Source organism: Nocardioides sp. CCNWLW216 (assembly GCF_037120545.1).
GTDB classification, from domain to species: domain Bacteria; phylum Actinomycetota; class Actinomycetes; order Propionibacteriales; family Nocardioidaceae; genus Nocardioides; species Nocardioides lianchengensis.
Genome location: NZ_JBBBBJ010000005.1, coordinates 148980 through 172819, shown reverse-complemented (window position 1 = coordinate 172819; position 23840 = coordinate 148980). Strand labels below are relative to the sequence as shown.

Below are 23840 nucleotides of genomic sequence, written 5' to 3'. Positions count from 1 at the left end.
ACGACCTGGAGTGAGCGCCCCATGGCCCAAGGAGAGGGACGTCCCGTCCTGACAGGCATCGTCGCGCTGGTCGGCGTCGCGGTGGTCGTCGGCCTGGTGCTCGGCGGTGCGGCGCTGGCGGCCACGCAGGTGCTCGGCCTGGGCGAGGACTCGGCGACCACCCAGACGAGCTCGGCCGAGTCGCTCTACCTCCCGACGCCCTCCAAGACGCCGGACTCCAACGACCCTGCGATCACCTTCGCGCCGGGCGAGACCTCCTCGGCGCCGGCGCCGACGGAGTCCGAGGAGCCCGAGGACGAGATCACCCTGTCGCTCGGGAAGAGCGAGGTCGGCCCGATGGAGAACATCGACCTCACGGGCGTCTACCCCGACGGTGAGGGGGCGATCCTGCAGGTCGAGCGACTGGCCGGCGAGGAGTGGGTCGAGTTCCCCGTCACCGCGTCGGTGAGCAATGAGACGTTCACGACCTACGTGCAGACCGGGCAGCTCGGCAAGAACAAGTTCCGCATGAAGGACACCGACAACGGCCTGGTCTCCAACGAGGTCACGGTCACCGTCCGCTGACCGACCGCTCGCGGTCGGCCCGTCGTACCCAGTAGCCGACCCAGGCCGTTCCGGCGGCCATCAGCAGGCCGATGGCGACCGAGGCCGTGGCCAGCGGCGCCACCAGCGCGACCGCGCCCACCAGCAGCGGGCCGGCGGTGTTGCCGAGGTCGCCGCAGAGCCGCCAGCCGCCGAGGAACTGCGAGCGCCCCTGGGCGGGGGCCGCGTCGGCGCCGAGGGTCATCACGATCCCCGAGCCGAGCCCGTTGCCGAGGGCGATCAGGGCGACCACGAGGGTGACCGACCAGGCCTCGTGGGTGAGCGGGAGCAGCAGCGCCGCGACCGCGACCGTGGCCACGACCGGGACCGCGACGACGGTGCGACCGCGGGTGTCCATCAGCCAGCCGCCCGGGAAGAAGAACGCGATGTCGATGGCGGCGGCGATCGCGAAGATCAGCGACGTGGTCGCGGCGGCGAGCCCGACGTGGTCGGCCCAGAGGGGCAGCAGGCCGTTGCGGACCGAGCGGGACGCGCCGATGACCACGATCGCCACCCCCAGCGTCAGGAGCGTACGACGGTGCGCGGCCAGCACCGACCAGACGCTCAGGTGGCCGAGCGAGCTCGCCTCCTGCCGGTTCTCCGAGCCCAGATCGGGCATCAGCCGGGCCATCAACGCGGACGCGACCGACATGACGGCAGCCAGGAAGAAGACCGAGCGCAGGCTGGTGACGTGGATCAGCGCGGCGCCCAGGAGCGGGCCGAGGAAGATCCCGACCCGGTGCGCCCCGCCCAGTCCGGAGAGGGCGCGGGCCCGGTGCGAGAGCGGGACGGCGTCGATCATGAAGCCCTGGCGGGCCAGCAGGAACGCCGTCCACGTGAAGCCGCTCAGGACGGTCGCGACACCGAGCACCAGGACCGAGCCGCTGAGGGCGGCGGCCACCATGACGACCGCGTCGACCAGTCCGCCGTACAGGAGGGTGCGGCGCTCGCCGATGCGCGCGATCAGGGCGCCGGCCGGGAGCGAGCCGAGCAGCTGGCCGATGCCGAGCAGCGCCACCACGAGGGCCGCGGTGCTGACGTCGGCGCCGAGCTCGCGGGCGCGCAGCGCCAGCACCGGCATGACGGCGCCGTGCCCGGTGGCGTTGACGATGGTCGGGCCGTAGCCGACCAGCGCGACGTCACGCAGCCGGAACGTGCTCCCGGTCCCCGACGACGGCTGCATCCGCCCCATTCTGGCGCCGGCGGAGCGCGGCGAGTACGGCGGGCTGCCCGGCGAGCACGCCGGCGAGGACGAGCGCCATCCCGCCCGCCTGGGTCGCCCCGAAGGACTCACCGGCCAGCAGGATGCCGATCAGGGTGCCCGCGACCGGGTTGAGCAGTCCGACCAGCGCGACCGCCGCGGCCGGCAGCTCACGGAGCCCGCGGAACCAGACCACGAACGCCAGCAGGGTCCCGACCAGGCCGATGAACAGGAAGCCGCCGACCGCGCGGGCGTCGATCGGAGGCGGGGCGCCCTCGACGAGCAGCGCGACCGGCAGCAGCACCAGGCCGCCCGCGACCAGCTGCCACGCGGTGAGGGTGAGCAGGTCGACCGGCGCGGACCAGCGCTTGACCAGCACGTAGCCGAGCGACGACATCGCGACCGCGCCGAGCGACGCGGCGACGCCGTACGGGTCGACGGCGAAGCCGGAGCGCAGCACCAGCAGGGCCACCCCGACCGCGCCGACCGCGGCGCCGGCGATCGACGCGACGTGCGGCCGCTCGCGCACCAGCAGCCAGGCCAGCAGCATGATCGCGATCGGGCTGGTGGCCGTGAGGGTCGCGGCCAGGCCGCCGGGCAGGCGGTAGGCCGCGACGAAGACCAGGACGAAGAAGGCGCCGACGTTGAGGACGCCGAGGACGGCGGCCCGCCACCACCAGGCGCCGCGCGGCAGGTGCGGCCGGAAGGCCAGCAGGAGCAGCCCGAAGGGGAGCGCGCGGACCAGGGCGCCGAAGAGCGGGCGGTCCGGCGGCAGGTAGGTCTCGGTCACGTAGTAGCCGCTGCCCCAGGCGATCGGGGCGAGGGCGGTCGTCACGAGGACCTTTGTTTCCATGGAAAACAGAATAGTTTCCACGTCAGATATATTCCAGCCCGTGAGCATCGAGCCCGATCACGTCGCCCGGGTGATGGCCCAGTGGGCTGTCGAGCGGCCCGACCTCGACGTCTCGCCCCAGGCGGTGATCGCCCGGCTGCACCGGGTGGCGCTGCGGCTCACCGAGGAGCTGGCCGCCGTGTACGCCGAGTTCGGGCTCGGCGAGGGGGAGTTCGACGTGCTCGCCACGCTGCGTCGCAGCGGGCCGCCGTACGAGCTCACGCCGAGCGCGCTGACCGCCGGCACCATGGTCACCTCGGGCGCGATCACCAAGCGGGTCGACCGGTGCGTCCAGCAGGGCTGGGTGACCCGCCGGGCCAGCGAGCACGACGGCCGGGGCCGGGTCGTGGCGCTGACCCCGGCCGGCCGGGAGCTGATGGACCGCGCCTTCGCCGCCCACATGGCCAACGAGCACCGGCTGCTGGCCGCGGTGACGCCCGAGGACCGCGCCGCTCTCGCCCGGATCCTGGAGTCCTGGGGCCGCGCGCTTGACTGACGGGGTCTCGATACGCCCCGCTCGTTCCTCGCGGGGCTACTCGACCAACGAGCGGGTATCGATACGCCCCGCTCGTTCCTCGCGGGGCTACTCGACCAACGAGCGGGTCTCGTTGGTCGAGTAGCGAGCGCCAGCGAGCGTATCGAGACCTCGGCGACCTACGGGATGTAGTCGAAGGTGTCGGGGTTGGGGCCGGTGCGGCCGGCCTCGCCCTTGTCCAGTGCGGCGATCTGCTCGATCTCGTCCGGGGTGAGGGAGAAGTCGAAGAGGTCGAAGTTCTCGCGCATCCGCTCCTCGCGCATCGACTTCGGGAAGACGATGTCGCCGCGGTCGAGGTGCCAGCGCAGGGTAACCTGCGAGGCGGTCTTGCCGTGGGCCGAGGCGATCTTGCCGATCACCTCGTCGTCGAGCACGGCGCCCTGGGCGATCGGGGACCAAGCCTCGACCTCGACGCCGTGGCGGATCGAGGCGGCCCGGGCGGCCTCGTTGGTGAAGTACGGGTGCACCTCGATCTGGTTGACCACCGGGACGACGCCGGTCTCGGCGACGATCCGGTCGAGGTGGTCGGGCTGGAAGTTCGAGACGCCCACGGAGGCGGCGCGGCCGTCGGCCACGAACTCGGCCAGCGTCTTCCAGGTCGACACGTAGTCGCCGTCGTACTTCGAGGGCAGCGGCCAGTGGATGAGGAACAGGTCGATCTTGTCGAGGCCGAGCTTGGTCAGCGTCTCGTCGAACGAGCGCCGGGCGTCGTCGGGCCGGTGGAAGCCGTTGTTGAGCTTGCTGGTCACGTAGAGCTCGTCGCGGGCCAGGCCGGAGGCCTTGATGGCCTCGCCGACGCCCTGCTCGTTGCCGTACATCTGGGCGGTGTCGAGGTGGCGGTAGCCGACCTCGAGAGCCGTCGCGACGGTCGCAGCGGTCTCCTCCGGCGGGACCTGGTAGGTGCCGAAGCCGAGCTGCGGGATGGTCGTCTGGTCGTTCAGGGTGATGGTCGGAACGGTCATGTCTATCCGGAACCCGTCGCGCGCCAGAACATTCCGTTCTGGGCCGGCACGCGAGAATGGTCACGTGACCGATCTGCCTCACTACACCGAGTACGACACCCGGCTCGCGGCGTACGCCGTCATCCGCGACGACGACGGCCGCGTCCTGCTGGCGCTGTGGAACGAGGGCGACCAGCCGCGGTGGACGCTCCCGGGCGGCGGGGTCGAGCTCGCCGAGACGGTCGAGGAGGGCGCGGTGCGCGAGGTCCTCGAGGAGACCGGGTACGACGTCCGCCTCGACGGGCTGCTCGGCGTCGACTCGTTCGTCTTCTCGCCGGCGCAGCGGTCCAACGGCTCGGAGCGGCCGCTGAAGGCGGTCCGGGTGGTGTTCGCGGCGACCGTCACCGGGGGCGAGCTGACCCCCGAGGTCGGCGGCACGACCGACGAGGCGCGCTGGTTCCCGCTCGACGAGGTCCGCGGGCTGCCGCGGGTCTCGCTGGTGGACGTGGCGCTGGGCTACCTGGCCGCGGGGTAGTTTCGGCCCCGTGATCACGCTGCACCAGGGCCAGGAGTGGACGCTCGCGACCGAGACCGGGGAGCCGGTGACCCGGCTGCGGCTGGGGCTGGCCTGGGACGCCGAGCGCAACGCCGGACCGGCCGGCGCCGCCCGCGACGTCGACCTGGACGCCTCCGCGGTGCAGTTCACCGGCGAGCAGCTCTTCGACCTGGCCTTCTACAACAACCTGGCCACCCGCGACGGCTCGGTGGTGCACCAGGGCGACAACCGCAGCGGCGCCGGGGACGGCGACGACGAGGCCATCGTGGTCGACCTGGCCCGCGTCTACGCGAAGGTCGATGCGATCGCGCTGCTGGTGAGCAGCTACCAGGGGCACACCCTCGACTGGATCGCCAACGCGTCGTGCCGTGTCGTGGACGACACCACCGGGACCGAGCTGGCGCGGTTCACGCTCTCCGCGGGCGTCCCGCAGACCGGGCTGGCGATGGCGCTGCTCCGCCGTACGGGCGACGGCTGGGTGCTGCGCGCGATCGGCGAGGGCATCGCGGTGACGCAGCCGGCGAAGGCGGTGGGCGCGCTGCGGCCGTTCCTGCGTCGTACGACGGCCGCGCCCGACGGGCGGGACCCCGCCACCCTGGTCGGCCTCGACGCCGCCGAGGCCTCGCGGCTGGCCACCGAGGCGGGTTGGCAGGTGCGCGCGCACGCGCTCGACGCGATGCTGACCATGGACTTCCGGCCGGACCGGCTGAACCTCGCGCACGACGCGTCCGGACGGGTGGTCAGCGCGCGGGTGGGGTGAGCCCGCGTGCTCAGGCGCGAGCGGCCGCCGGGCGGAAGGCTGGACCCGTGAAGTTCCTCGCTCCCGCCCTGGCCCTGCTCCTCTCCGCTGCTGCCTCCGTCGTCGCCTGGCTGGCCTGGCTCGGCTGGCACGCGGAGGGCTGGGAGGACCCGGTCACCGGCAGCTACGGCGGCCCGTACCACCCCTACGAGGTCGTGGGACTGGGCGTGACGCTGATCGTGCTGGTGTTCCTCGCGGCGTGGTGGTGGTCGCCGGTCGCGGTCGTCACCGGCGCCGTCCTCGGGCTCTGCGCGGTCGCGTTCGCGGACTGGGGCAGCGAGCCGGGGGCCGACGGGCTCTTCGTCATCGGGGTCGCCCTGATCGGGATGGGGGCGACCGCGGTCGGCGCCGTCGTCGGGCTGGCCTCCCACGCCACCTCGCGGTGGTGGGCCGTCCGGCACTGAGGGCGCAGGGGCGGCGTCCGGGACCGGCGGGCGCTCCGTACTACTCCACGTACGGCGTCGCCGCGTCGCTGAGCCAGGCCGCGAGGTGCCGGGCGAAGGCCGCTCGCACGTAGACCCGCAGGGAGTCCGGGCCGGTCCGGCCGAGCGCGACCTGGGCCCCGGCGAGGGTGCCCTGGACGCAGCCGCCGACGGGGACGACCGAGAGATCGATCGGGCAGCCGTGGGCGATGATCGTCGCGGCGTGCGGGCCGGTCAGGACGAGCGTGGTCCGGTGGGCGGAGACGTCCGTCGCGACGCCTCCGGCCGCGCGCAGCTCACCGGCCAGCGGGACCTCGAGCGCGACGACCGGGGCCGGCGGGCCGTCGACCAGCCACCAGTCCGGGCCCAGGCGCCACACCAGCTCGCCGGCGGGAGCCACGGCGGACCGCACCTCCACGAGCGAGCGGAACGGCTCCTCGGCCATCGTCAGGCCCGGCGTGGCGAGGCCGAAGGCGGTCCCGTGGAGGGGCGAGCGGCGGAGGGCGAGGACGTCAGCCGTCACGGCGGGTTCCTTCCACGTCGTACGAGACCGGGCCGGTGACCCGCACCGGCACCGGCACCAGGTCGTCGACCGCGTCGAGGACCTCGCCGAGCCGGTCACGGCCGGCGTCGAGCAGGGCCAGCGCGAACGGGCGGCCGTCGTGGCCGGCGGGGTAGGCGCTGGTGACGTGTCCGGCCATCGGCACCGGGAACGCCGTCAGGTCCGCGCCGTGGGCGACCAGCTGCGACCCCTCGACGATCCGCGAGACGCCGTCGACCGGCACCAGGCCGACCAGGTGGCGGCGGTCCGGCCGCTGCGCCTCGGCGCGGGCCAGGGAGCGCTTGCCGACGAAGTCGATCTTCTTCCGCGACACCGCCCAGGACATGCCGAGGTCGTGGGGGGTCACGGTGCCGTCGGTGTCCTGACCGACGATCGGGAAGCCCTTCTCGGCGCGCAGCACGTGCATCGTCTCGGTGCCGTACGGCGTGATCCCGTACGGCGCGCCCGCCTGCGCGACGGCGTCCCACAGGGCCGCGCCCCACCAGCTCGGCACGTTCAGCTCGAAGGCCAGCTCGCCGGAGAACGAGATCCGCATGACCCGCGCCGGGATCCCGGCCACGGTGGCCGACCGCCACTCCATGAACCCGAAGGCCGACGCCGAGCAGTCCAGCTCGGGCGCCAGCGCCGCGACCACGTCGCGCGACGAGGGACCGGCGACGGCCACCACCGACCACTGGTCGGTCACCGACGTCATCGTCACGTCGAGCTCGGGCCACTCGGTCTGGTGCCACTCCTCGAGCGCGTCGAGCACCGCCGCGGCGTTGCCGGTCGTGGTCGACATCAGCCACTCGGTCTCGGAGAGCCGGGCCGTGGTGCCGTCGTCGACGACCATGCCGTCCGGGCCGCACATCACGCCGTACCGGACCTTGCCGACGTTCAGCGTCGAGAACAGGTTCGTGTAGACGCGGTCGAGCAGCACGCCGACGTCGCGGCCCTGCAGCAGGATCTTGCCGAGCGTCGAGGCGTCCATCATCCCGACGCCGGTGCGCACCGCGCGCACCTCACGGGCGACGGCCTCGTCGAGCGACTCCTCCGCGCCGGGGAAGTACCACGGCCGCTTCCACTGCCCGACGTCCTCCATCGGCGCGTGCAGGACCCGGTCGTGCAGCTGCGAGAGCCGGACCGGGTCGGACAGCTCGCCGCGGTTGCGGCCGGCGAGCAGGCCGAAGGAGAGCGGCAGGTACGGCGGCCGGTAGGTCGTGGTCCCGACCTCGCCGACCGGGCGGCCGAGCTCCTGGGCGAGCACGCCGACGGTCAGCACGCCCGCCCCGCGGCCCTGGTCGGCGCCGGTGCCGATCGTGGTGAACCGCTTGACGTGCTCGACGCTGGTCAGCCCGGCGGTGTGCGCGCGCTGCAGGTCGTGCAGGGTGGCGTCGCGGTGCGGGTCGAGGAAGATCCGCTCGGGGTCGCCGGTCGACGAGCGGAACCACGTCGCGGGCGGGAGGTAGCTGCGCTGCGCCGGCTCGCCCGACGCGGCGCCGACGACCGTCACCCGGTCGCCGGGCTCGGTCACCGGCACGAAGCCGGCGACCTCGTCCGACCAGCGGGTCCGACCGCCGGGGTGGCTCCACAGCTGGACGGCCGGGTTGCGGCCGCCGCTGACCGCGAGCAGGTCGGCGTCCAGGTCCCCGACCGACGTGTGGACCCGGGAGAGGCGGTCGTCGCCGGACGTGCCGGTCACCTCCGCGCCCAGGTGCACGGGGATGTCGCGGGCGGAGAGCGCGTCGGCGTACGGCTCGGCGATCCGGTCGCGCACGTCGAGCACGGCCAGCACCTCGACGCCGGCGTCGGCCAGCGCGACGGCGGCGCGCAGGCCCGGGTCGTGGGCGACCCAGACGACGGCCCGCTCGCCGGGAAGCACGCCGTACCGCTCGACGTACGACGCGGCCGCGCCGGCCAGCATCACGCCGGGCCGGTCGTCGTCCTCGAAGACCAGGCCGCGCTCCTGGGCGCCGGTGGCCAGCACCACCCGGCCGCACTGCAGGTGGTGCAGCCGGTCGCCGTCGGTACGACGCTCGACCGCGACCAGCCGGCCGTGGCCGTAGAGCCCGGTCGCGGTGGTGCGGGCCCACGTGGTCACCCCGTCGAGGGGAGCCACCGTCGGCCCCTCGTCCAGCAGCAGCACCCGGCCCTCGGGCGCGGCAGCGGCGGCGGCGCGCCGACCCGACGCTCCGCCCCCGACGACCACGACCTCCCAGTGCGAGAAGAGGGTGTCGTGGCGGGTGCTGTCGGGCTCGGCGACCAGCCGGCCGCGGCCCGCGAGCAGCTCGACCGCGAGGCCGTCGTACACGTCCAGGAGGGTGGCCTGGACCATCGGCTCGCCGCCGCGGGAGAGCACCTGCACCCAGGCGTTCGGCTCCTCGGCGCCCACGCCGACGAGGCCGCGGGGCCGGCCGGAGTAGATGCCGCGCCCGACCAGCGGCAGGTCCGCGGCGAGCATCGCCGAGGCGAGCGTGTCGCCGACGTACGCCTCGATCTCGAGGCCGTCGACGGTGACCGTGACGGGCCGGGACCGGTCGATCCGCGAGCCTCCGGTGTCCAGCCGCCTGCTCACTGGGGCCTCATCTCGGAGGGGCTCCTGATCTCGTCGGTCACGGTGTGCCGCTCCAGGTTGAACCAGCGCCGGCAGCCGGCGCCGTGGAACCAGCGCTCGCGCAGCCAGCCGCGGGGGTTGCTCCGCACGAAGAGGTACGACGCCCACGCGGCGTCGTCGAGCGCGGAGGGGTCGGCGGGGTAGGCCACGCCGGCCTCGCCGCCGTAGTGGAACTCGGTCTCGTCGCGGTCGCCGCAGTGCGGGCAGGGGACCCTGATCACTAGTGCGCCACCGCCGCGGCGCCGTGCTCGTCGATGAGCCGGCCGGTGGTGAAGCGGTCCAGCGCGAACGGCGCGGCCAGCGGGTGCGCGCGCTCGTCGGCCACCGTGGCGGCGTACACCGAGCCGACGCCGGGGGTGGCCTTGAAGCCGCCGGTGCCCCAGCCGCAGTTCACGTAGGCGTTCTCCCATTGGTCGAGGCGGCCGATGATCGGCGAGGCGTCGGGGGTGACGTCGACGATGCCGGCCCAGGTGCGCAGCACGTGGGCGCGGGCGAAGACCGGGAACAGCTCGACCGCCGCGGCCATCTGGTCCTGGATGACGTGGAACGACCCGCGCTGGCCGTAGCCGATCTGCGGGTCGACGCCGGCGCCCATCACCAGCTCGCCCTTGTGGGCCTGGGAGACGTAGACGTGCACGGCGTTGGACATCACGACGGTGTCGAGGACCTGCTCCAGCAGCTCGGACACCAGCGCCTGCAGGGGGTGGCTCTGGGTGGGCAGCCGGACGCCGAGCAGGTCGGCGAGCACCGACGAGTGCCCGGCCGCGCAGAGGGCGAGCCGACCGGCGCCGATCCGCCCGCGGGTGGTCTCCACGGCCACGACGGTGTCGCCGGAGGTCTCGAAGCCGGTCACCTGGCAGCCCTGGATGATGTCGACGCCGAGCGCGTGCGCGGCCCGGGCGTAGCCCCAGGCCACGTGGTCGTGCTTGGCGATGCCGGCCCGCGGCTGGAAGGTGCCGCCGTGGACGGGGTGCCGCGGCCGGTCGGTGACGTCGAGGATCGGGACGATCTTGCCGATCTCCTCCGGCGTCAGCCACTGCGCGTCGAGCCCGTTGAGCTGGTTGGCGTTCACCCGCCGCTTGCCCTCGCGGACGTCGGCGAGGTTGTGGGCCAGGTTGAGCACGCCGCGCTGGCTGAACAGCACCGACGTCCCGAGCTCCTCCTCGAGCGTCTCCCACAGCTTCAGGGAGTGCTCGTAGATCCCGGCGCTCTCGTCCCACAGGTAGTTGGAGCGGATGATCGTGGTGTTGCGGGCCATGTTGCCGCCGGCCAGCCAGCCCTTCTCCAGCACCGCCACGTTCGTGATGCCGTGGTCCTTGGCCAGGTGGTACGCCGTCGCGAGGCCGTGGCCGCCGCCGCCGACGATGACGACGTCGTACGACGTCCGCGGCTCGGCGTCGGCCCAGAGGAAGTCGGGGTGCTCGGGGAGGCGGGGGGAGACCTTCATCCGCGCAGCCTCGACATCGACGGGTCGAAGAGCGGCTCCGCGGTGACGACGTACGGCAGCCGCTGGTCGAAGTAGCCGATCTCCAGCTCGGTGCCGACCTCCGCGAGCGCGGCCGGGACCCAGGCGTAGGCGATGGCCCGCTCGACCGTGAAGCCCCAGGCGGCGCTGGTGACGTAGCCGACCGGCTCGCCGTCGGCCAGCACCGGTTCCTTGCCCATCACCACGGCCAGCGGGTCGGGGGAGGTCAGGCAGACCAGCCGCCGGGTGGGCTCGCCGAGCTCCTCGAGCGCGGCCTTGCCGACGAACTCCTCCTTGGCCGTCTTGACCGCGAACGACAGCCCGGCCTCGGCGGGGGTGTGGTCCCAGGTCATGTCGGAGCCGAAGGACCGGTAGCCCTTCTCGAGCCGCAGCGAGGTGAAGGCGGCCCGGCCGCCGGCGACGATCCCGTGCTCGCGCCCGGCCGCCCACAGGGTGTCCCAGAGCTTCTGGCCCAGGTCGGCGGTCGTGTAGAGCTCCCAGCCGAGCTCGCCAACGTACGACAGCCGCAGCGCGGTGACCGGCACCATCCCGACGTGGGCCTCGAGGCCGCGGAAGTACCGCACCCCGTCGTTGGACCAGTCGTCGCTCGAGACCGACGAGATGACCTCGCGGGCCAGCGGGCCCCACAGGCCGAGGCAGCAGGTGCCGGGGGTGATGTCGTGGACGAACACGTCGGCGGGCGCCAGCGCCTGCAGGTAGGCCAGGTCCAGGTTGCCGTTGGCGCCGACCTGGTAGCGCTGCTGGCCGGGCGGGGCGCTCAGCCGCGCGACGGTGACGTCGCTGCGGATCCGGCCGCGCTCGTCGAGCATCAGGCAGTAGGTCACGCTGCCGACCGAGGTGGCCACGTTGCCGGTGACCAGGCCCTGGAGGAACTCGGTCGCGCCGCGGCCGACCACCTCGATCCGCTTCAGCGCGGTCATGTCGTAGAGGGCCACGCCGTCGCGGGTGGCCCGCGCCTCGGCACCGGCGATCGGCGACCAGTAGCGGGCGGCCCACTCCCCGGGGACCGGCACGTCGTACCGGCCGAGGAGCGAGGCGTTGGCGCCGTACCACTGGGGACGCTCCCAGCCGTTCGCCTCCAGGAAGAACGCGTCCAGCTCCTCCTGGCGGCGGTGGAACGGCGAGAGGCGCAGCGGGCGGGGCGACTCCATCGGCTGCAGCGGGTGCAGGACGTCGTAGACCTCGACGAAGTTCTGCTGGTCGCGCTCCAGCACGTACGCCGGGCCGCGCTGGTGGCGCTCGAAGCGGTCGAGCGCGGCCTCGTGCAGGTCCGTGGTGGGCACGCCGTCGACCAGCAGCTCGGCGACGGCGCGGCCGACGCCGGCGGAGTGGGTCACCCAGACCGCCTCGGCGACCCAGAACCCGGCCACGTCGGGGCTCTCGCCGATCAGCGGACCGCCGTCGGTGGTGAAGGAGAACATGCCGTTGATGCCGGACTCCGGCGCCGCCTCGGCCAGCGCGGGCAGCAGCGTCTGCGAGTCCTTCCACGGGCCCTCGAAGTCCTCGGGGGTGAAGGTCCGCACGCTCGGCATGACCTCACCGCCCCAGTCGTCGAAGTCGTCGACGGTCACCGGGATCGGGCGGTGCGCGTAGGAGCCGACGACCTGCCGGTCGAAGTCGTCGCGGTAGTAGAGGTCCTCGCCCTGGTGGCGCAGGATCGGGCGCCGTACCTCCTCGGCCTGGCCGGCCATCGCCGGCACCGGCGTGGTGCGGACCAGCTGGTGCTCCAGCGGGGTGAGCGGCAGGTCGAGGCCGACCATCGCGGCGACCTTCTGGCCCCAGATGCCGGCGCAGCAGACCACGACCTCCGCGTCGATGCGGCCCTGGCTGGTCTCGACGCCGACGACCCGGCCGTCCTCGACCAGGATGTCGAGCACCTCGGTGCCGGGCCGGAGCGTCGCGCCGCGTTCGGCCGCCCGGCGGGTCTGGGCGTCGACCGCCCGCACCGCCTTGGCCAGCCCGTCGGTCGGGGTGAGCAGCCCACCGAGGACCAGGTCGGGGTCGAGCAGGTCGTGCTGCTCGACGCACTCGGCCGGCGTCAGGATCCGGGCGGGTACGCCGGTGGCGGCCAGCCAGCCGGCCCGCCGGTGCAGCTCGCGCAGCCGCTCCGGCGTGGTGGCCACCTCCAGCCCGCCGACCTGGAGGAAGCAGGGCCCCTCCTCGGTCTCGAGGGACACGAGCTTCTCGACCGTGTACGTCGCCAGCTCGGTCATCATCCGCGATCCGTTGGCCTGGAAGACGAGCCCCGGCGCGTGCGTCGAGGAGCCGCCGGTGTGCGGGATCGGGCCCGCGTCGACCACGGTCACGTCGGTCCACCCGCGCTCGGTGAGCTCGTCGGCCAGCGCCGCCCCCACCACCCCGGCCCCGATGACCACGACCTGCGGACCACTCACGGCGATCTCCTCATACTGTTGCGGATCATGCAACAACACTCACGATGTGCAACAAGAATACACGGTTTCCCGACGCTGGTTGAGGTGCGATCGCAGCGAGCCTCGAAACCCGGTGACCCGACCGGTTCCGACAGGCTCGCCCGCCGGTGGTTGAGCAGGTCGCGCTGCCGACCGTGTCGCCCCCCCGGCACCGGGGCGCCGTCGTCGGCTTGCGGGGGTTTCGACACGCTCACCCGCTGGCGCGGCTTCGCTGCTCAACCACCGGCTGGTGGCGGCGCCGGCCGCTGCCGGTGGTTGAGCAGGTCGCGCTAGCGACCGTGTCGAAACCCCCGCACCCGGGAGGTGACGTCGGTTGACGTCGCCTGCTGGCTGCGGGGGTCTCGACGGGCGCTCAGGACTTCGTCCTTCGCTGCTCGACCACCGGCTGGTGGTGGTGGCTGCCGGTGGTTGAGCAGGTCGCGCAGCGACCGTGTCGAAACCCCTGCACCCGAGAAGTGGCCTCGATCGAGGTCGTTGGTCGGCAAGACGGGTTTCGAGGCTCCTCCGCTCCTACGTCGCTCCGGAGCACCTCAACCAGCGTTCAGCCAGGCCTCGACCTTGTCGGGGTTCTCGTCGACCCACTTGGCGGCGGCGTCCTCGGCGGACATGCCGTCCTCGGAGATGTACTTGGCGACCAGGTTCTGGTCGTCGTTGGTCCACTGGAAGCTCTCGACCAGGCCCACGGCCGGGCTGTCGGACTCCATGAACGACGTGGAGACGATCTTCTTCAGCTCGGTCTCGGGGTAGTCGCAGGCCACGGCCTTGGCGTCGTCCTGGCAGCCGTCGGTGTACTCCGGCAGGCTCACCTTGACCAGCGGGACCTCGGACATGAACCACTGCGGCTCGTAGAAGTAGCCGATCAGCGGCGTCTTGTCCTTCTCGGCCTTCTCGAACGCGGCGATCGAGGCGGCCTCGCTGCCCGAGAAGACCACCTTGAAGTCGAGGTCGAGGTTGTTGACGATCGCCTCGTCGAACTGCACGTACGACGGGTCCGCCCCGAGGAACTGGCCCTTGCCGTCCGACTCCGGCGTCTCGAACAGGTCGGCGTACTTGTTCAGGTTCTTCCAGTCGGTGATGTCCGGGTACTCCTCGGCCATCCACGGCGGGACGTACCAGCCGATGATGCCCACGTTGCCGGTCGGCCCGGCGTCCATCGCGCTGCCGTCGCCGCCCTGGTCCTCGAAGTACTGCTTCTCCAGGTCCGGGTGGCCCCAGTCCTCGATGACGACGTCGACCTCGCCGCTCCCGAAGCCCTGCCAGGAGACCTCCTCCTTCAGGTCCTTGTAGGTCACCGAGCAGCCGAGCTCCTCCTGGGCGACGTGGCCGACGACGTACGCGTCGGCCTCGAAGCCGACCCACGGGTTGACGGCCAGGTTCACCTCGCCGCAGTCGCCGGTCTCGGCGGCCTGCGACTCGTTGGCCTCGGTCTCCTTCTCGATGTCACCGCCGCCGCAGGCGCTCAGGACGAGCGCGAGCGTGGCGAGCGACCCGGTGAGGGCGCTGACTCTGGTGGGCTTCACGGTGTTCTTCCTTCTCTCGGGGCTGGCGGGGTGGTCAGACGAGCGGGCCGCGGCGGGCGAGGCCGGACGAGCGGCCGATCACGAGGGCGGAGCGGACCGTCGGTGACGTCGTACGGCGGGCCGCGGCGCGGCGGGTCACCCGGTCGACCATGATCCCGAGCAGGACGATGGTGGCGCCGGCGACCAGGCCCTTGCCGAAGTACTCGCTGCGCGAGAAGCCGAGGACGACGTCGTAGCCGAGCCCGCCGCCACCGACCAGGCCGCCGATGACGACCATCGACAGGACGTAGAGCAGGCCCTGGTTGGCCGCCAGCACCAGGTGGCTGCGGGCCATCGGCAGCTGGACCTTGGTGATCAGCTGCCACGGCGTCGAGCCCGCGGCGGTCGCCGCCTCGACGGTGGTCGCCGAGACCTGCTTGACCCCGTCGGCGACCAGCTTGATCGCCACGGGGGCGGCGTAGATCACGGCGGCCACGATGGCGGTGAAGCGGCCCGGACCGAAGAGCGCGAGGACCGGGATCAGGTAGACGAAGGCCGGCATCACCTGGGCGGCGTCGAGCACTGGGCGCAGCACCCGGTCGACCATCCGGCGGCGGGCCATCGGGACGCCGACGAGGGCGGCGAGCACCATCACGAAGACGGTGGCGACGAGCACGCTGGTGAAGGTGACCATGGCGTCGTACCAGAGGTCGGTGAGGCGGATCCCGGCCAGGCAGACGAGGGTCGTGAGGGCGGCGACCCGGCCGCCGAGGACCAGCGCGACCAGCAGCAGCGCGGCGCCGGTGACGAACCACGGCGAGCTGGCGATCAGGTCCTGCAGCGGATTGATGAAGAGGGTCGTGGTGGTCTCCTGCAGCCAGGTGGTGAGGCCGGAGAAGGTGTCGGTGGTCCAGTCGGTGGCGCGCTGCATGGCGTCGGCGACGGTGTCCCCGACGCCGGTGTCGGGGAAGTCGGCGAGCGAGAGGTTGCGGCGCGAGAGGAGCACGCAGACCCCGGCGGCGATCGCGGCGACCCCGAGGACGATCCACCGCGTACGCCGGTCCGTGCCGCCGGACCGGGCGAGCACCTCGGACCGTTCGCTCGCGGCGGTGGTGACCCGGTCGAGCATGATCGCGATGACCACGATGGCCAGGCCCGCGGTGAACGCGACGCCGACCTGGTTGGTGCCGGCGGTCAGGGCCCGCAGCACCGGCTTGCCGAGGCCGGGGGAGTTCACGAAGCCGGCGATGACCGACATCGACAGGGCGGCCATCGTGGTCAGGTTGACCCCGACGATGATCGTGCGCCGGGCCATCGGCAGCTGGACCTTGGTCAGCCGCTGCCACGAGGTCTGGCCGAGCGAGGTGGTGGCCTCGACGGTCGTCTCCGAGACGCCCCGGATGCCCTCGGTGGCGACCCGGATCACCGGCGGCACGGCGTACACGACGGTGACGGCGACGGCGACGGGCGCGCCGAGGCCGAAGAAGAGGGTCGCCGGAGCGAGGTAGACGAACGACGGGAAGGTCTGCATCACGTCGAGGACCGGCGTGATCAGCGCGTAGGCGCGCCGGCTGTTGCCCATCAGCACCGCGACCGGCAGCCCGATCAGCAGGCAGATCGCCACCGACACGAAGGTGACGACCAGGGTGTCCATGCCGTCGTTCCAGTAGCCGAGCAGCCCGACCGTGGCCAGGGCGGCGACGGTCCCGACCGCGTGCTTCCAGCCCGCCACGGCGAGCGCGACCCAGCCGGCGATGCCGAGCACGCCGAGCCAGCCGATCTGCGGGACCGGGCGCGGGTAGGCGTCGACCGAGACGAACCGCTGCAGCTGCTCCACGGCGCCGCCGAACAGGTCGGAGACCGCCCCGACGGCCTGCATGAGTACGTTGTCGTCGCGGCTGGCGATCAGGTCGCGCTTGAGCTGGGTGAACCACTCGTGGACGTCGGTCGAGCCCTGGCCCGGCAGGTAGAGCGTCGCCTTGCCGTGCCCGATCCAGGACGCGACGATCCAGGCGGCCAGGATGCCGAGCAGCCAGGCCCAGCGCGGCACGGGTCCGCGGGTGCGCGCGGCCTCGGGCGGCGCGGGGGCCGACGCGGGGGGACGTTCCAGCGTGGTCGTCATGCAGGGACGCTCTCCTCGGCGACGACGACCCGCAGGATCGCGTCGTCGTCGACGATGCCGACGAGCTCGCCGTCGCGGACGACCTGCACGGGGTGCGCGGAGGACAGCGCCGCCCGGGCGGCCTGTCGTACGACGACGTCCGGATCCATGACCGGTCCCTCGAGCGAGTCGGTCGGCTCCGGCGGGCGCATGACGTACTCGAGGGTGAGGACGTGCGAGCGCGGGACGTCGCTGACGAAGTCGCGGACGTAGGCGTCGGCGGGCTGGGCCACGATCTCGGCCGGCGTCCCGACCTGGACCACCTCGCCGTCGCGCATGATGAGGATCCGGTCGCCGAGCTTGAGCGCCTCGTTGAGGTCGTGGGTGATGAACACGGCCGTCTTCTGCAGCTCCGCCTGGAGTCGCACGACCTCGTCCTGCATGTCGCGGCGGATCAGCGGGTCGAGGGCCGAGAACGGCTCGTCGAAGAGCAGGATCGACGGGTCGTTGGCCAGCGCGCGGGCCAGGCCGACCCGCTGCTGCATCCCGCCGGAGAGCTGGTCGGGGTAGGAGTGCTCGTAGCCGGTGAGGCCGACCAGGTCGACCAGCTCCTGGGCCCTGGCCCGGCGCTCGGCCTTCTTCACGCCGCGCACCTCCAGCCCGTAGGCGACGTTGTCGACCACCTGGCGGTGCGGCAGCAGGCCGAAGTGCTGGAAGACCATCGAGACCTTGTGCCGCCGCAGGTCGCGGAGCCGGGCCTCGGAGGCGGAGGTGATGTCCTGGCCGTCGAGCACGACGGTCCCGGCGGTCGGCTCGATCAGCCGGGTCAGGCAGCGCACCAGGGTGGACTTGCCGGAGCCGGAGAGGCCCATCACGACGAACACCTCGCCCGGCGCGACCTCGAACGAGACGTCCTTGACCGCCGCGACGCAGCCGGTGCGCTCCTTCAGCTCGGCGCGGCCGAGCTCGGCGTCGGGCGTGCCGATGATCTTGTCGGCGCGGGCGCCGAAGATCTTCCAGAGCCCGTCGACGCGCAGTGCCTGATCCTGGGCTGCCTCGGTCATGCGGACTCCTCGGTGGTGTTGCGCGGGTCGCCCGGCGGGTGCAGCGGCGAGCCGTCTCGGTAGCGGTAGAACGGGACCTCGAGCGGGGCCAGCGGCTCGTTCCCGGCGATCAGGTCGGCGGCCTTCTCGGCGAGCATCATCACGGGGGCGTAGATGTTGCCGTTGGTGACGTAGGGCATCGCCGACGCGTCGACGACGCGGAGCCCGTCGACGCCGTGGACCCGCAGCGACGCGGGGTCCAGGACGCTGTCTTCGTCGACCCCCATCCGAGCCGTGCAGGACGGGTGCAGAGCGGTCTCGGCGTCCTTCGCGACCCAGTCGAGGATCTCCTGGTCGGTCTCGACACCGGGGCCGGGCGACAGCTCGCCCGCGCTGAAGGCGGCGAAGGCCGGCTGGGCCAGGATGTGCCGCGCGGCCCGGACCATCTCGATCCACTCGCGGCGGTCGGTCTCGGTCGACAGGTAGTTGAAGCGCAGCGCGGGGTGCTCGAAGGGGTCGCGGCTCTTCAGGGTCAGCGAGCCGCGCACGTCGGAGTACATCGGCCCGATGTGCACCTGGTAGCCGTGCTCGGCGGCCGGCTGCGAGCCGTCGTACCGGATGGCGATGGGGAGGAAGTGGAACATCAGGTTGGGGTAGTCGACCAGGTCGTTGGAGCGGATGAAGCCGCCCGCCTCGAAGTGGTTCGACGCCCCGACGCCGCGGCGCAGGAACAGCCACTCCGCGCCGATCCGCGGCTTGTGCCGGTGCTTGAGCCACGGGCCGATCGACACCGGCTGCTTGGACGCGTGCTGGACGTAGACCTCGAGGTGGTCCTGCAGGTTGCGGCCCACGCCGGGCAGGTCGGCGACGACCGGGATGCCGAGCGCCTCCAGCTCCGTGGCCGGGCCGATGCCGGCGAGCAGCAGCAGCTGCGGGGAGTTGATCGCCCCGCCGCAGAGGATCACCTCGCCCGCGGTCACGCTCCGTCGTACGCCGCGGCGGCCGACGCCGCGCACGTAGTCGACGCCGGTCACCCGGCCCCCCGAGGTGCGCAGCCCGGTGACCTGGGCGAGCGTCTCGACGTCGAGGTTGGACCGCTGGCGGACGGGGTGCAGGTAGGCCCGGGCCGCGCTGAGCCGGCGGCCGCGGTGGACGTTGCGGTCGAAGGGCGCGAAGCCCTCCTGGCGGTAGCCGTTGACGTCGTCGGTCAGCGGGTGCCCGGCCTGCTGGACCGCCTCGAAGAACGCCCCGAACAGCGGGCTGGTCGCCGGACCGCGCTCGAGCACCAGGGGACCGGAGCCGCCGCGCCAGTCGTCGGCGCCGGCGAGACAGGTCTCCATCCGCTTGAAGTAGGGCAGGCAGTGGGCGTAGTCCCACTCCTTCATCCCCGCATCGGCCGCCCAGCGCTCGAAGTCGAGCGGGTTGCCGCGCTGGAAGATCATCCCGTTGATCGAGCTCGACCCGCCGAGCACCCTGCCGCGCGCGTGGTAGACCCGGCGGCCGTCCATGAACGGCTCCGGCTCGGACTCGTACTTCCAGTCGTAGAGCGGGTTGCCGATCGGGAAGGGCAGCGCCGCCGGCATGTGGATGAACGGGTCCAGCCTCGAGTCGCTCCGGCCCGCCTCCAGCACCAGCACGCTCGTCGTCCCGTCGGCGGACAGCCGGTTGGCCAGCACCGATCCGGCGGAGCCCCCGCCCACGATGACGACGTCGTACGCCGGCTGCCGCGCCATCAGCCCTCCTCGCCGCCGTCGAACCAGGACTGCACGACCGGCTTGACGTTGTGCCAGACGTGCTTGGTCTCGCGGTACTCCTCGAGACCGGCGCTCCCCAGCTCGCGCCCGATGCCGGACTGCTTGTAGCCGCCCCACTCCGCCTGGGCGACGTACGGGTGGTAGTCGTTGATCCAGACCGTGCCCATCCGCAGCCGGGCCGCGACCCGCTCGGCGCGGCCGGCGTCCTGCGTCCAGACGGCCCCGGCCAGGCCGTAGATGCTGTCGTTGGCCAGTCGTACGGCGGCGTCCTCCGCCTCCTCGGGAGTGCGGCCGCTGAAGGTCTCGACGGTCAGCACCGGACCGAACGACTCGTCCTGCACGACGCTCATGCCGCTGTGGCAGGCGCCCAGGATCGTCGGCAGGTAGAAGAAGCCGTCGTCGTACGCCGGGCCGCGCGGACGCTCTCCGCCCAGCAGCAGCGTCGCGCCCTCGGCGAGCCCCGCGGCGACGTACGCCTCGACCTTGTCGCGGTGGGCCGCGCTGATCAGCGGGCCGGTCTCGGCCGCCTCGTCGAACGGGCCGCCCAGCCGGATCCGGCCCGCGCGCTCGACCAGCTGCGCGACGAAGTCGTCGTGGATCGACTCCTCGACCAGCAGCCGGGCGCCGGCCGAGCAGACCTGGCCGGAGTGCAGGAAGACCGCGGCCAGGGCCAGGTCGAGCGCGACTTCGAGGTCGGCGTCGGCGAACACGATGTTGGGGTTCTTGCCCCCGAGCTCCAGGGCGATCCGCTTGACCGTGCCGGACGCCGCGGCCATCACCTGCTTGCCGGTCGCGAGCCCGCCGGTGAAGGAGACCAGATCGACGCCCGGGTGCTCGGTCAGCGGGGCGCCGACGCCCGGGCCGTCGCCGGGCACCAGGTTGGCGACGCCTGACGGCAGCCCGGCCTCGGTCAGCGCGTCCATCAGCCACAGCGCGGTGCTCGGCGTGAGCTCGCTCGGCTTGAGGACGAAGGTGTTGCCGGTGGCCAGGCAGGGGGCGACCTTCCAAGCCGTCTGCAGCAGCGGGTAGTTCCACGGGGTGATCAGCGCGCAGACACCGACCGGCTCGTGCACGACCTTGCTGACGACGTCCGCCCGGCCGGTGTCGACCACCCGGCCGGCGTCCGCACCGGCCAGCCCGGCGAAGTGGCGGAAGACGGTCACGATGTCGGCGACGTCGTACTCGGACTCGACGAGGCGCTTGCCGGTGTCGAGCGACTCGCGTCGGGCCACCTCCGCGACGTCGCGCTCGAGCAGGTCGGCGACGCGGTGCAGCAGCGCGCTCCGCTCCGGTGCGGGGGTGCGCGGCCAGGGGCCGTCGTCGAAGGCGCGGCGCGCGGCGGCGACGGCGGCGTCGACGTCGGCCGCCGCCCCCTCGCTCAGCCGGCGCACCGGACTGCCGTCGGCGGGGCAGCGGATGTCGCGCGTGCCCCCGCCCAGCGCCTCGCGCCAGGCTCCGTCGACGTAGACCTCGGCCACGGCTCACCCCTCGCTTGGTGTTGCGGATAACGCAACGGATGGCATTCTACGCAACTCCGCGTTTCGCTGGAATGACGAAGAAGGAACGTTTCGGCCCTCGGGTGGTCCGGTCACGCGGCCCCCCGCCAGCCCAGGCGTCGCGACACCTCGAGGGCATGGTCGACCACGGCGGTCGTCGCCGCCGCGACCTCCCGCTCAGCGAAACGGAAGGTCGGCCCGGAGACCGAGAAGGACGCCACGACGTCCCCGTGGGCGTTGCGGATCGGCGCGGCGACGGCGGTCAGGCCGTGCTCCAGCTCGTCGACGACGACGACGTACCCCTGCTCGCGCACCTCGGCCAGCTGCTTGATCACCGCGCCCGCGTCGGTGACCGTCCGGGCCGTGTACGACGCCAGTCGCCGGCCGAGGACCTTGCGCGCCTCCGCGTCGCTCAGGCCGGCCAGCAGCACCTTGCCGTTGGAGGTGGCGTGCAGCGGGATCCGCTGGCCGACCCAGTTGTGCGACTGGACCGCGCCCGCGGTCGCGACCTGGTCGACGTACAGCGCGGCGCCCTCGGAGAGGACGGCGATGTTGACCGTCTCGCCGGTGGCCGCGGCCAGCGACTTGGCGACCGAGCGGGCCTCCTGGACGACGTCGAGGCGGGCGGTCGTCGCGCCGGCCAGGCGCAGGACGCCGATGCCGAGGCGGTACTTGCCGCGCGGGTCGTGCTGCTCGACCAGGTCCCGCTCCTCGAGGGAGTCGATCAGCCGGGAGACGGTGGACTTGTGGACGCCCAGGTGGCCGGCGATCTCGGTCACCCCGGCCTCACCGTCGCGTGCGAGGATGTCGAGGATCATCAACGCCCGGTCGACGGACTGCACGGTACCCATGCCGTTGCACACTACGCAACGACTTGCGCATGGAGCAACGGCTCCGTCAGTCTTTTCGCATGAGACCAGGCCCGGACCGCTACGTGCTGACGCTGGCGTGCGACAACCACGTCGGACTGGTGCACGCCGTCGCGGGCTGGGTCGTGGCCCACCGCGGCGACATCACCGACTCCCAGCAGTTCGACAACCCGGTCAACGGCCGGTTCTTCATGCGGGTGGAGTTCAAGGCCTTCGACGTGACCGTCGACGCGCTGCGGAGCTCGTTCCTGTCGGTGGCCCAGGCCCACGGGATGTCGTGGCAGCTGGTGGCCGCGGCGGCGCCGTACCGGACGCTGCTGATGGTCTCCCGCTTCGGGCACTGCCTCAACGACCTGCTCTTCCGGCACAGCACCGGCGCGCTGAACGTCGACATCGCGGGCGTCGTCTCCAACCACCGCGACTTCGAGCGGTTGACCTCGACGTACGACATCCCCTTCCATCATCTGCCCGTCACACCCGACACCAAGGCGGCGGCGGAGGAGCAGCTGCTGGACCTGGTCGGCTCCGAGCAGATCGACCTGGTGGTCCTGGCGCGCTACATGCAGGTGATCTCCGACGAGACCTGCGCCAAGCTCGACGGCCGGATCATCAACATCCACCACTCGTTCCTGCCGAGCTTCAAGGGCGCCAAGCCCTACCACCAGGCCCACGACCGCGGCGTGAAGCTGATCGGCGCCACCGCCCACTACGTGACGGCGGACCTCGACGAGGGCCCGATCATCGAGCAGGACGTGATCCGCATCGACCACCGCACCACCCCCGAGGAGATGGTGCAGGCCGGCCGCGACGTCGAGGCCCGCGTCCTCGCCCAGGCCGTCCGCTGGCACACCGAGTCCCGCCTCCTCCTCGACCGCTCCCGCGTCGTCGTCTTCGATTGACGCCCGTGCCTGCTGCCCATCGGTGGTTGAGCAGGTCGCGCTAGCGACCGTGTCGAAACCCCTGCAGCCGACAAGCGACGCCAGAGGTCAGATCCGCACCAGACGTCGTACGACGAGCAGCCCCGAGGACGTGCCCGGCCAGTGCCGGTCCAGCGCCTCCGGCCCCGCGCGCCGGGTCACGGAGCGCAGGACCAGCGCGACGACGATCGCGTCGTCGGCGTACCCGACCACCGGGATGAAGTCCGGCACCAGGTCGATCGGCAGGAGCAGGTAGCCCAGCAGCAGCCACAGCCGCACCCGCACACCCCGCGGGAGGGTCGGATCCGCCGCCAGGCGGCGCAGCAGTCGGGTGACGTCGGGCAGCAGTCGCAGCAGGTCCTTCCAGGTCGTCGGGTCGCCCGTCCGGCGGCCGGCGACGTACAGGGCCGCGACCAGCGCGGCCCACACCAGGGCGAGGCCGCCCACGACCCCGATCAGCACCTGCCACCCCATGCGGCGATCCCACCACGCCCCTCCCCGCCGGTGGTGGAGCAGGTCGCGCAGCGACCGTGTCGAGACCCGGTGGCCCGAGAGGTGTCGGTGGTCGGCGTCGCTGGTGGGCTGCGGGGGTTTCGACACGCTCACCCGCTGGCGCGGCTTCGCTGCTCAACCACCGGTGGTGCGGCCGGTGGTGCGGCCGGTGGTGCGGCCGGTGGTTGAGCAGGTCGCGCTAGCGACCGTGTCGAAACCCCCGCACCCGAAAGGCGACGGTGACCACCGCGCTTGTCCACAGGTCGACGAGCGCTGCTGTCGTCGAAGGGGCAGACGGACGAGCATGCACCCATGGCTTGGACCTACATCCTCCAGTGCGCCGACGGCAGCTACTACGTCGGCAGCACGATCGACCTCGACGGGCGGGTGAGTCAGCACAACCTCGGGCTGGGGGCGGCGTACACGGCACTGCGGCGCAGGCGACCGGTGACGCTCGTGTGGGCGGCCGAGTTCCAGCGGGTGGAGGACGCGTTCGCCTACGAGAAGCAGGTGCAGGGGTGGAGTCGGGCGAAGCGGAGGGCCTTGATCGAGGGGCGGTACGACGCGCTGCCGGAGCTGGCGCGGGGCTCCTGGCGGCGGGGGCGGGGGGATGGCTGAGGGTCGCTTGCTGGCTGCGGGGGTTTCGACACGGTCGCTAGCGCGACCTG

The 23840-nt window shown here is 72.7% G+C and carries 22 protein-coding genes; 7 read left to right on the top strand and 15 right to left on the bottom strand.

Annotated elements, in window-relative coordinates; translation table 11 throughout:
• Nucleotides 1-21: 21 nt before the first annotated feature.
• Nucleotides 22-564: a hypothetical protein gene (locus V7S47_RS13480; protein ID WP_336562025.1), complete on the top strand. Its 543-nt coding sequence runs from the start codon at nucleotides 22-24 to the stop codon at nucleotides 562-564.
• Here the strand turns inward: V7S47_RS13480 and V7S47_RS13475 are convergent.
• On the bottom strand, nucleotides 551-1765 hold the full coding sequence (locus tag V7S47_RS13475) for an MFS transporter (protein WP_336562024.1): 1215 nt from the start codon (nucleotides 1763-1765) through the stop codon (nucleotides 551-553). The two genes, V7S47_RS13480 and V7S47_RS13475, sit on opposite strands and share 14 nt — an antisense overlap.
• On the bottom strand, nucleotides 1722-2636 hold the full coding sequence (locus tag V7S47_RS13470) for an EamA family transporter (RefSeq protein WP_336562023.1): 915 nt from the start codon (nucleotides 2634-2636) through the stop codon (nucleotides 1722-1724). The genes V7S47_RS13475 and V7S47_RS13470 overlap by 44 nt, the downstream gene beginning before the upstream one ends.
• A gap of 40 nt (nucleotides 2637-2676) precedes the next feature.
• Between V7S47_RS13470 and V7S47_RS13465 the strand changes: the two genes are divergently transcribed.
• Nucleotides 2677-3171, top strand: a complete 495-nt coding sequence (locus V7S47_RS13465; RefSeq protein WP_336562022.1) for a MarR family winged helix-turn-helix transcriptional regulator — start codon at nucleotides 2677-2679, stop codon at nucleotides 3169-3171.
• Nucleotides 3172-3329: 158 nt separating this feature from the next.
• Here V7S47_RS13465 and V7S47_RS13460 read toward each other — a convergent pair whose 3' ends face one another.
• Nucleotides 3330-4172, bottom strand: a complete 843-nt coding sequence (locus V7S47_RS13460; RefSeq protein WP_336562021.1) for an aldo/keto reductase — start codon at nucleotides 4170-4172, stop codon at nucleotides 3330-3332.
• 64 nt (nucleotides 4173-4236) lie between these two features.
• On the opposite strand from V7S47_RS13460, the gene V7S47_RS13455 reads away from it, so the two are divergent.
• The 3 genes from V7S47_RS13455 to V7S47_RS13445 are packed head-to-tail and all read left to right on the top strand — an operon-like array spanning nucleotide 4237 to nucleotide 5910.
• On the top strand, nucleotides 4237-4686 hold the full coding sequence (locus V7S47_RS13455) for an NUDIX hydrolase (protein WP_211753079.1): 450 nt from the start codon (nucleotides 4237-4239) through the stop codon (nucleotides 4684-4686).
• A 10-nt stretch (nucleotides 4687-4696) separates the two neighbouring features.
• Nucleotides 4697-5467 carry a TerD family protein gene (locus tag V7S47_RS13450; protein ID WP_336562020.1) on the top strand — a complete coding sequence of 257 codons (771 nt, stop codon included), beginning with the start codon at nucleotides 4697-4699 and terminating at the stop codon, nucleotides 5465-5467.
• 47 nt (nucleotides 5468-5514) lie between these two features.
• Nucleotides 5515-5910, top strand: a complete 396-nt coding sequence (locus V7S47_RS13445; RefSeq protein WP_336562019.1) for a hypothetical protein — start codon at nucleotides 5515-5517, stop codon at nucleotides 5908-5910.
• A gap of 40 nt (nucleotides 5911-5950) precedes the next feature.
• Here V7S47_RS13445 and V7S47_RS13440 read toward each other — a convergent pair whose 3' ends face one another.
• The 11 genes from V7S47_RS13440 to V7S47_RS13390 form a co-directional block, all read right to left on the bottom strand.
• Nucleotides 5951-6451, bottom strand: a complete 501-nt coding sequence (locus tag V7S47_RS13440; protein ID WP_336562018.1) for a sarcosine oxidase subunit gamma — start codon at nucleotides 6449-6451, stop codon at nucleotides 5951-5953.
• Nucleotides 6441-9044, bottom strand: coding sequence for a 2Fe-2S iron-sulfur cluster-binding protein (locus V7S47_RS13435; RefSeq protein WP_336562017.1), 2604 nt, complete (start codon nucleotides 9042-9044; stop codon nucleotides 6441-6443). Before V7S47_RS13435 ends, V7S47_RS13440 begins: the two co-directional genes overlap by 11 nt.
• A complete protein-coding gene (locus V7S47_RS13430; protein WP_170867159.1) occupies nucleotides 9041-9304 on the bottom strand; it encodes a sarcosine oxidase subunit delta in 264 nt (87 codons plus the stop codon). Before V7S47_RS13430 ends, V7S47_RS13435 begins: the two co-directional genes overlap by 4 nt.
• Nucleotides 9304-10530 carry a sarcosine oxidase subunit beta family protein gene (locus V7S47_RS13425; protein WP_090859989.1) on the bottom strand — a complete coding sequence of 409 codons (1227 nt, stop codon included), beginning with the start codon at nucleotides 10528-10530 and terminating at the stop codon, nucleotides 9304-9306. The genes V7S47_RS13430 and V7S47_RS13425 overlap by 1 nt, the downstream gene beginning before the upstream one ends.
• Entirely contained in the window at nucleotides 10527-12962 is a 2436-nt protein-coding gene (locus V7S47_RS13420; RefSeq protein WP_336562016.1) for a GcvT family protein, read from the bottom strand. Before V7S47_RS13420 ends, V7S47_RS13425 begins: the two co-directional genes overlap by 4 nt.
• Nucleotides 12963-13531: 569 nt before the next feature.
• The gene (locus tag V7S47_RS13415) at nucleotides 13532-14521 is read right to left on the bottom strand and encodes an ABC transporter substrate-binding protein (RefSeq protein ID WP_336562015.1); all 990 of its coding nucleotides are present in this window, start codon (nucleotides 14519-14521) and stop codon (nucleotides 13532-13534) included.
• A 34-nt stretch (nucleotides 14522-14555) separates the two neighbouring features.
• A complete protein-coding gene (locus V7S47_RS13410; RefSeq protein ID WP_336562014.1) occupies nucleotides 14556-16622 on the bottom strand; it encodes an ABC transporter permease subunit in 2067 nt (688 codons plus the stop codon).
• Nucleotides 16619-17665 (bottom strand): quaternary amine ABC transporter ATP-binding protein, encoded by a 1047-nt coding sequence (locus V7S47_RS13405; RefSeq protein WP_336562013.1) that lies wholly within the window; start codon nucleotides 17663-17665, stop codon nucleotides 16619-16621. Before V7S47_RS13405 ends, V7S47_RS13410 begins: the two co-directional genes overlap by 4 nt.
• On the bottom strand, nucleotides 17662-19377 hold the full coding sequence (betA, locus tag V7S47_RS13400) for a choline dehydrogenase (protein ID WP_336562012.1): 1716 nt from the start codon (nucleotides 19375-19377) through the stop codon (nucleotides 17662-17664). Before betA ends, V7S47_RS13405 begins: the two co-directional genes overlap by 4 nt.
• Complete coding sequence (locus V7S47_RS13395) at nucleotides 19377-20876, bottom strand: aldehyde dehydrogenase family protein (RefSeq protein WP_336562011.1); 1500 nt, start codon at nucleotides 20874-20876, stop codon at nucleotides 19377-19379. The genes betA and V7S47_RS13395 overlap by 1 nt, the downstream gene beginning before the upstream one ends.
• Before the next feature lie 110 nt (nucleotides 20877-20986).
• The gene (locus tag V7S47_RS13390) at nucleotides 20987-21745 is read right to left on the bottom strand and encodes an IclR family transcriptional regulator (protein WP_336562010.1); all 759 of its coding nucleotides are present in this window, start codon (nucleotides 21743-21745) and stop codon (nucleotides 20987-20989) included.
• 59 nt (nucleotides 21746-21804) lie between these two features.
• Between V7S47_RS13390 and purU the strand changes: the two genes are divergently transcribed.
• On the top strand, nucleotides 21805-22662 hold the full coding sequence (gene purU, locus V7S47_RS13385; protein WP_336562009.1) for a formyltetrahydrofolate deformylase: 858 nt from the start codon (nucleotides 21805-21807) through the stop codon (nucleotides 22660-22662).
• 87 nt (nucleotides 22663-22749) lie between these two features.
• Here the strand turns inward: purU and V7S47_RS13380 are convergent, their stop codons facing one another.
• Nucleotides 22750-23154 (bottom strand): YkvA family protein, encoded by a 405-nt coding sequence (locus tag V7S47_RS13380; RefSeq protein ID WP_442945350.1) that lies wholly within the window; start codon nucleotides 23152-23154, stop codon nucleotides 22750-22752.
• A gap of 330 nt (nucleotides 23155-23484) precedes the next feature.
• Between V7S47_RS13380 and V7S47_RS13375 the strand changes: the two genes are divergently transcribed.
• The gene (locus V7S47_RS13375; protein WP_336562008.1) at nucleotides 23485-23790 is read left to right on the top strand and encodes a GIY-YIG nuclease family protein; all 306 of its coding nucleotides are present in this window, start codon (nucleotides 23485-23487) and stop codon (nucleotides 23788-23790) included.
• Nucleotides 23791-23840: the final 50 nt, after the last annotated feature.

Coding starts and splice junctions, on each gene's coding strand:
- V7S47_RS13480 (WP_336562025.1), top strand. CDS start 22: ATGGCCCAAGGAGAGGGACGTCCCGTCCTGACAGGCATCGTCGCGCTG.
- V7S47_RS13475 (WP_336562024.1), bottom strand. CDS start 1,765: ATGCAGCCGTCGTCGGGGACCGGGAGCACGTTCCGGCTGCGTGACGTC.
- V7S47_RS13470 (WP_336562023.1), bottom strand. CDS start 2,636: ATGGAAACAAAGGTCCTCGTGACGACCGCCCTCGCCCCGATCGCCTGG.
- V7S47_RS13460 (WP_336562021.1), bottom strand. CDS start 4,172: ATGACCGTTCCGACCATCACCCTGAACGACCAGACGACCATCCCGCAG.
- V7S47_RS13425 (WP_090859989.1), bottom strand. CDS start 10,530: ATGAAGGTCTCCCCCCGCCTCCCCGAGCACCCCGACTTCCTCTGGGCC.
- V7S47_RS13410 (WP_336562014.1), bottom strand. CDS start 16,622: ATGACGACCACGCTGGAACGTCCCCCCGCGTCGGCCCCCGCGCCGCCC.
- V7S47_RS13405 (WP_336562013.1), bottom strand. CDS start 17,665: ATGACCGAGGCAGCCCAGGATCAGGCACTGCGCGTCGACGGGCTCTGG.
- betA (WP_336562012.1), bottom strand. CDS start 19,377: ATGGCGCGGCAGCCGGCGTACGACGTCGTCATCGTGGGCGGGGGCTCC.
- V7S47_RS13390 (WP_336562010.1), bottom strand. CDS start 21,745: ATGGGTACCGTGCAGTCCGTCGACCGGGCGTTGATGATCCTCGACATC.
- purU (WP_336562009.1), top strand. CDS start 21,805: ATGAGACCAGGCCCGGACCGCTACGTGCTGACGCTGGCGTGCGACAAC.
- V7S47_RS13380 (WP_442945350.1), bottom strand. CDS start 23,154: ATGGGGTGGCAGGTGCTGATCGGGGTCGTGGGCGGCCTCGCCCTGGTG.
- V7S47_RS13375 (WP_336562008.1), top strand. CDS start 23,485: ATGGCTTGGACCTACATCCTCCAGTGCGCCGACGGCAGCTACTACGTC.